Raw genomic sequence first — 7018 nt, forward strand, 5'->3', positions numbered from 1 at the left:
AAGTGATGGTGGATGGGAAGGCGTTCGTCGTCCATGGCCTGTCCGTCCCCAACCGGGTGTTGGTGAAGAAAGAATGGAATCGTTTCGTTGTGTTCTCTTCCGATGGAGACGTCCATCTTGAAGCGCCAAGGCCGTATACGAACGTGAAACGCGAGATCCCTTGGAAAGAGATTTTCGCTGAGTGGGAGACCAAACCCCGGGTTGTCGGGCATTCCCGATACCGGGCGTACTTGCCGGAAGCGATCCGAACGTATCTGGCTGGCACCCCGCCCCAGGTGGCGGCCCGTTTGAAAGGGCTGCGAGCGCTGTTGGATCGTTGCACGCTTTATGAAATCGCCCAGTGGCTCGATGAGAACCAGCGATGGGACTTGGCTCCTCATGAAATCGGGGTGTTGATGGAAGCCGAGCAATCCCATTACCCGGCCAAGTGGAAAGAATCGTACACCCCTTCCGTCCTGATCGACTATGAAACGGACTTAACGGTGTATGATCAACGTCTTCATCCTGTTCGGGAAGGGGGTGTCCAGGGATGAGAGCAGAGGTGAAAGAGATTTGTAAAGCACTGCATTTGGCCTATATCGCGGATCGATTCGAGGAGGTGATGTTCGAAACGAAAGAACAGTTTTTGCGGGATGTATTGGCGCTGGAGCTGTCGTGCCGCCAGCAGGCGAAACAGGCCCGGCTGATCAAGAAAGCCAAGTTTCGGGAGTTGAAATGGCTGAAGGATTACGAATGGTCGGATCACATCCACTGGCCGACCACGACATCGAAGAAGGAATTGTGTGACCTTCGCTTTTTGGAGCGAAAGCAAAACGTTCTGCTTTTAGGCTCGCCCGGGACAGGAAAAACCCATCTCGCCACAGCGCTCGGCATCCAGGCGTGCCAACAAGGCCATGAGGTTCGGTTTTTCCGCGTCGCGGATCTCGTCGCCCAGCTGGAAGAGGCATTGAAAAATGGCACGCTCGGGCGGCTGAAACGAAGCATCGATGCGTGCGAACTGTTGATATTGGATGAACTCGGCTATGTGCCGTTTCAAAAGCAAGGATCGGAGCTGTTGTTTCATATTATCGCCGACTGTTATGAGCGAAAAAGCGTCATCGTGACGTCGAATCTGGAATTTGGACAGTGGAATCGGGTGTTTGGGGACAACCGCTTGACAGCTGCGCTGGTGGATCGCTTGGTTCACCATGCCCACATCCTGGCCTTTACGGGAGAGAGCTATCGACTGCGGAACGCTCTCTCCGCGATCCAGCCGTCCTCTTCCCCCGGTCTGGAACCTTAAGTCTTGAGCTGGCAAGCCTATGTATTTTTTCTTGCACTTCTCTGCATTTTTTGCTTGCAAAAAACAGATACTCCCCCTCTGCCGTCAACGCATAGCGTTGGTAGTATCCGTGACGGTGCAAGGGGCGGCGGGATGGACAGTGCGGGCATTGGTTCACGTCGGGAAAATCGTTCCCTTTCCCACGATCCGTATACGTTTGAATGTCAATGCCAAAGTCGTGAAACTGGATCACACTTCCTCCCCCCTCTCCTTGAAACGAATGGAAATCTTTGTCCGAAACAATTCACAAAAAATTTAGCACATTCCTTCAGAAAAGGGGAGAGGGCTTTCTGAAAGAATGTGCAAAAAAATGGGTGTTTTGTGCTGAAATAAAATGATAATTTACATCATCGCGATGCTCAAGACGAACCGGATTCTTTATCCGAATGGCGTCGCCGTCCAAGCCAAGCAGTTGGCTCGCTATATCGAGCCCCAAGACACCCGCCTCGTCACGGTGGGGAAGGAGCGTTACCGCGTGTATCGCTATGAGGGGGCGATCCATGGCCTCGATGACGCGGTGGTGCTGCTGGCTTGGAAGGCGGATCAGCCGATGACACCGGAACATCTCCATTGCGTCTTGAGCACCGACCGGGAGCTAGGCGATGAAGACATCTTGCGTTACTATGCCCAGCGTTGGACAATCGAATGCTTTTTCCGACAGGCGAAAGATCAACTGAAGCTGGATGAATACCGCGTCCGCCACATTCGGGCGGTGAAACGGTATTGGGCGGTGGTGCTCTTGGCCTGCGTGTACAGCATAGCGAAATCCCAGCAAGACCTCTCCACCGGATTGGAGCTTCTTCGATCGCGGAAAGGCCATAGCGTCATAGAGTTCATTTATGACGCCGCAAAGCAAGATATTCCCATTGATGTGATCAAAAAACAGCTCCGTATCGCGTAAGGGGTACCCTGTTTGTCTCTCTAACCATGGAAATTATTGTAATGAAAAATGCTCATCTACAGTTGATGAGTAGAATCATTGGGTCTCCCCTGCCTGTATTGATTCGAACACTGAATGTTTCATGAAAACAATGAATGGTTTAAAAGTATAAAACCGCTTTTTCATGAACCGACTAAAGTCTTCAATCACTCCAGTAGACTGAAGGTTATTGACAAAATATTTTTTTACCATTAAAATTTATTTTGATGAACAAAAAGGTGGTGGATCCATGTTCTCTATATTATCTGATCATCGTCTATATTTACGCATGTGGCTGTCTCAAGTCATATCCTATTTGGGCGACGGCATAACAAGGGTAGCGCTCATTTACCTCATCGGAAAGTCATCCAGCCATTCTTTGCTCATCGGAATGGTTATATTCGTCCAATTGTTCCCAACTGCTGTCTTGAGCTTAGTATTCGGTCCTCTTGTTGATCGATTTTCTAAGCGGCGGCTGATGGTGTTCTCTGACCTGTATCGAATGATCATCGTTCTTTGCATGGCTGCCTTTGCACACTCCCCCATCATCTTGCTCGTTTTGTTGGGATTGCATGGGATCGGGACAGCGCTATTTGTACCTGCCCAATCTTCCATCGTTCCGTCCATTATCCCAAAGGAACGAATTCCAGAGGCGATTGCGCTATCAAATGGAACAGCATCGGCTATGCAAATAATTGCACCGGCCATTGGGGGACTTTTTCTTTTAAGTGAACGATACGATATCAATTTTATGGTTAACGCCGCTACATTTCTCCTTTCGGCCATTTTGATTTGGAGCATCAAGTTTAAAGAATACCTTCATCATAAGCAGAAAAAGAGCGGTTATTGGCTGGATGCTTTGACTGGATACCGAGACATTTTTCTGTTACCTATCTTGCGTTTTTTCTTATTCATGATGATTCCATTATCCTTCGTGATCGGTATTTTGAATACAAATCTTGTCAGCGCTTTATTGCATCATTTTCATGTCTCTCCTTCTCACTTCGGTTTTCTGGAGGCAAGCATAGGGGTGGGAGCGATTTTAGGTTCTTTACTTGGACCAAAGTTGCTTCAAACCATCCCAGCTAATCGATTATTATGGATAGGAATGATGCTTATTGGCGTATGGATGGCGGGTATTGTGCCTTTGAACGTGTTCGTCCATAATTGGGGGGATTTTCCTCTCTATACTTGGTGTACTATGGTAGGAGTATTGAATGCGTTGGTGAATGTGCCGATTAATAGTTTGTTTATCTCTATTGTGCCGCAAGAATTAAGAGGTAGCGGTTCTGCTTTAATGACGACGTTCTCCAATTTTCCCATAATGCTAGGAATCATGATAGGCGGTTGGTATGCCGATGTGATCGGAAGTGTTTACGCAACCGCAACGAGCGGCATCTTGCTCGTACTGACAACTTGTACTTATCCACTCTTCCAAGGATATCGACAATTGAGCCAAGTTGCATTCAACACAGAAAGGAGTAGCATAGAAGGATGAAAGAATTAAGTGATTTGGAATTGGCCAAAATCTTGATTAACCCAAAACGAAACAAAATTTTGGACTTAACGAAAAACGAAGCCTTAACGGTGAAGGAACTAGCGAAAAAATTAAATGAAAAACCATCGAGGCTATACTATCATGTCAAAAAGTTAGAGGAATACGGCTTATTAGAGGTTGCAGGCGAAAAGCAGGTCGGAAATTTAATTGAAAAATCCTATCGTAGAAATAACGACATCGATACAAATGTGATGCTGAATGAAAAAATGATGTCAGAAAGCAAATCAGAGCTCATGAAAGAATTAAAAAATACTGTTTATACAGGGCTCTCGTTATTGGAAAAAGAATTGGAGGAAAACAAGCAATTAAACCAATATCAACATCATGTGGAACTAAGCATCTCTTACCATCATATGACCGGAGAGGAATGGCTGCACACCCATCATCATCTCTTTCATCAGTTGGGAGGGAACAATCGGGAATTACCCTCTAAAGTGAAAGAAGCCTTAAAAGAAGAAGATCGTTTCAAACGAGGAAAGTATGTGTTTGTGTTGTTAAGTTACAAAATTGAGGACGAGGAATAACCGACTCATGGAATGACTGTGTTTGGCAAGTAAAAAATACACAATATGGCGGTGAATTTGTGCACAACCTTGCCAGTTCCCGTATTTTATCGGTTCTTTTTAGATAGAGCGTGCCGCAATCGATAACTTTCCCCCGTAAAGGTGAGAATATGGGCATGGTGCACCAATCGGTCAATGATGGCGGCCGTTAAACGCTTATCCCCAAATATGGTGTTCCATTGTCCAAATTCCAAGTTCGATGTGACAATAATGCTCGTCTGTTCGTAACACTCGGCAATTAAACTGAACAACAATTCTGCCCCATCTTTATGAAACGGAATAAATCCTAGTTCATCTAACTCACATTTCGCACCTTAACAGAGTCCAAACAAAGGATTTTTTATTTAGTTTTTCAGAATAACTTTTTGACCAACACGACGAGCGATGGCAATCCTTTTTTTACCATCGCTAGTCGTTCCGTATCACGTTACACGTAGATGCTCTCATCCATGCCCAATCCCTGCAGAATCCTTCGCTGGTCCGGGTTGAGGGGGCGATCGAGTGCGCGTTGGATGCGCCCGTCTGGCAGCTCCAGCAGGATGACGTTCACATATTGAAACAGCTGAAAAATCGCCTGTCCCGTTGGCCGTGTCAACTTGCGGCCTCCCGCGCCCTTTAACGGGTGTTCGGGTGTGATGAACTGGCGCACCCGGCGCTGAAAAACGCGGTAAATCGCTAGGGCCAACAGAAACAAATAGCCCAATGCGGCGACCCGTTCCGGTTTTTTGACGTAAATCTCATCTGTGAAAAACGGATCTTTCAAAAACGCGAAGTTCATTTCCACCGAGATTTGCCCTTTATACAGCTTCAAGATTTCTTGGGCATCCATGGGTTGGCCCTTCCATTCCTTCGGAACGGTCGTGACGAGAACAAACCGGGACGCTTTCCGTCTTGCCTGTTCCCATGTCGGTTGGTTGAATTCGACGTTTAGGTGAAGGGTGTACAGCGTCTCCGTCTCGGGCTCCGCCCCTTTTTTGGCCGTCCGCGCCGTTTTTTCGGACGCACGATCTCTTTGACCGCGGCGTTGACCCGATGAAACCGGGGGCGAAGGGACGCCTTGAGGGATGTCAAGGCTTGTTCGGCGTCTTCCCGGCAGGAGAAGGGATGGCGCTCCCAACGCTCTTGTTCCTCGCGAAGAAGCTCCGCTTCTTTCGCCCGCTCTTTTTCGAGCGTTTTTCCTTTGCGCTGGTCGAGCGCGCTCGATTCGACGACGATCAGCCGAACCGAGTGGCCTTCATAGGTCGAGGCCGTTTCCCATACCCGATGCGTGGCGCCGTTTCTCTCCGCTAGGGTAAAGGGTTTACTCCACGTGATGTGAGGCGAATCGGCCTCCGCGAGCGCCTGTTTCACGATCCGGAGCGATGAAGGGCCTCTGGTGATCAAAAAGGCGTTGGCGGCTTTCGTCTGCGCCAAGGTGTCTTTTGTCATCGCGGCGGAATCGGCCACGTAAATCCATTCGTCGTCGAGGTGGGCTTGCTTCAGCTGTTCATGGACACGGGACAGCACCTCGGGATTCCATGTTTTATCAGACAGGTTGCCGTCGTGCACATCGCCGTAAAACGGGATGCCATCCTCGTTGCCGACCAGTCCGAAGCCGATCTGTTTTTGCCAATGCTGATGGCGGTTGTAGCCATGTGTGATCTGCAGAGCCTCTAACGAGGCCGATTCATAGGCTCTGTAAACCGTCTTGTCTGTCGTATCGGCGTGAAAGGCTCGGAGGGAAAGGCCTTCTTTGTGATAAATGTGAATCAAGCAAGTGCTGATGACCTTGTGAATATCGGCCTCATACAAGCGGTCGAGATGACGGGCCAAGGCATCGTCGTTCAACCAGGAAGGATGGAGACCGGGACGAATGAGTTTCTCTAGATCGATCTCCTGAGCCCATCGTTCTAAGTGAACAAGGGCTTGCCGGCCGTCAAATAGATTGTAAAGGATGGCCTGAACGGCATCGCTGACTCGCGTTTGGCACTGTGGATCGACGGGCACAGGATGGTCAATCAAGTGGGGGAGGTCCAGTTTTTTGACTAGAACACTTATTATATTCAAATAATCATTACGATAGACCCCTTTGACTTTCACATTCATGAGAGAAAAACTCCTTTACGTTCCTTGTGTGTCAAGGATTCATTCGACATCGGAATGAAAAAATCCTCCCGATTTTCGTCGGGAGGGTGCGAAATGTGAGGCGGAACAAAAAAATCCTCTCGATTTTTGCCGAGAGGGTGCGAAATGTGAGTTCTCAAAAAGACTTTTCCAGACTTTTTGAGAACAAAATAAGCATTATCATTATTCTGACTACAAAGATCAAATTGTTTGACTACGAGCAACTACATCTCAGGTTTATAATTATATTCTTTTCTGTCAAATCAGCCACTTTTTTCCTCTTGATCAATTTCATTTATCTCACCTCCTTTCAGGCATAAAGATGACTAATCAAGGTGTGCGTATTTTCACGGAAAAGATCCATGGGCAACGTTTTGCCCTCCACCCGGGCATGAAAATGACCAATCCAAGCACGTGCATTTTCACGGAAAAGATCCATGGGCAATGGTTTGCCCTCCACCCAGGGATGAAAATCCCCCTTTTCTTCCCATAATGAAGAATAGGCGCAAACAGTTCAACAGGACGTTATGCTTAATGGTGGCTTAGACCCTGTA

Annotated in this window: 4 protein-coding genes and 5 pseudogenes; 5 read left to right on the forward strand and 4 right to left on the reverse strand. The window is 47.8% G+C overall.

Annotation, left to right across the window (positions count from 1 at the left end):
- Positions 1-533: pseudogene (locus ETC02_RS15860) on the forward strand (IS21 family transposase); the annotation flags it as partial.
- A complete protein-coding gene (gene istB / locus ETC02_RS15865) occupies positions 530-1282 on the forward strand; it encodes an IS21-like element helper ATPase IstB (protein WP_021322668.1) in 753 nt (250 codons plus the stop codon). The pseudogene ETC02_RS15860 and the gene istB, both read left to right, overlap by 4 nt.
- A 72-nt stretch (positions 1283-1354) precedes the next feature.
- Here istB and ETC02_RS18625 read toward each other — a convergent pair.
- Positions 1355-1514: pseudogene (locus ETC02_RS18625) on the reverse strand (DUF6431 domain-containing protein); the annotation flags it as partial.
- Between the two features lie 150 nt (positions 1515-1664).
- Here ETC02_RS18625 and ETC02_RS15870 point away from each other — a divergent pair.
- From ETC02_RS15870 to ETC02_RS15880, 3 genes and pseudogenes are all read left to right on the forward strand, one after another.
- Positions 1665-2222, forward strand: a pseudogene (locus ETC02_RS15870) (transposase); the annotation flags it as partial.
- A gap of 208 nt (positions 2223-2430) precedes the next feature.
- Positions 2431-3738, forward strand: coding sequence for an MFS transporter (locus ETC02_RS15875; protein ID WP_128721765.1), 1308 nt, complete (start codon positions 2431-2433; stop codon positions 3736-3738).
- Positions 3735-4322, forward strand: a complete 588-nt coding sequence (locus tag ETC02_RS15880) for a winged helix-turn-helix domain-containing protein (RefSeq protein WP_021322671.1) — start codon at positions 3735-3737, stop codon at positions 4320-4322. The genes ETC02_RS15875 and ETC02_RS15880 overlap by 4 nt, the downstream gene beginning before the upstream one ends.
- An 86-nt stretch (positions 4323-4408) precedes the next feature.
- On the opposite strand, the pseudogene ETC02_RS15885 reads toward ETC02_RS15880, so the two are convergent.
- The 3 genes and pseudogenes from ETC02_RS15885 to ETC02_RS15895 form a co-directional block, all read right to left on the reverse strand.
- Positions 4409-4660 (reverse strand): annotated as a pseudogene (locus tag ETC02_RS15885) (ATP-binding protein); the annotation flags it as partial.
- A 128-nt stretch (positions 4661-4788) separates the two neighbouring features.
- Positions 4789-6446, reverse strand: a pseudogene (locus ETC02_RS15890) (IS1634 family transposase).
- A 328-nt stretch (positions 6447-6774) separates the two neighbouring features.
- A complete protein-coding gene (locus tag ETC02_RS15895; RefSeq protein WP_171698411.1) occupies positions 6775-6924 on the reverse strand; it encodes a hypothetical protein in 150 nt (49 codons plus the stop codon).
- Positions 6925-7018 lie beyond the last annotated feature (94 nt).

The sequence above is a fragment of the Geobacillus sp. DSP4a genome (genome assembly GCF_013096875.1).
GTDB classification, from domain to species: Bacteria; Bacillota; Bacilli; order Bacillales; family Anoxybacillaceae; genus Geobacillus; species Geobacillus thermophilus.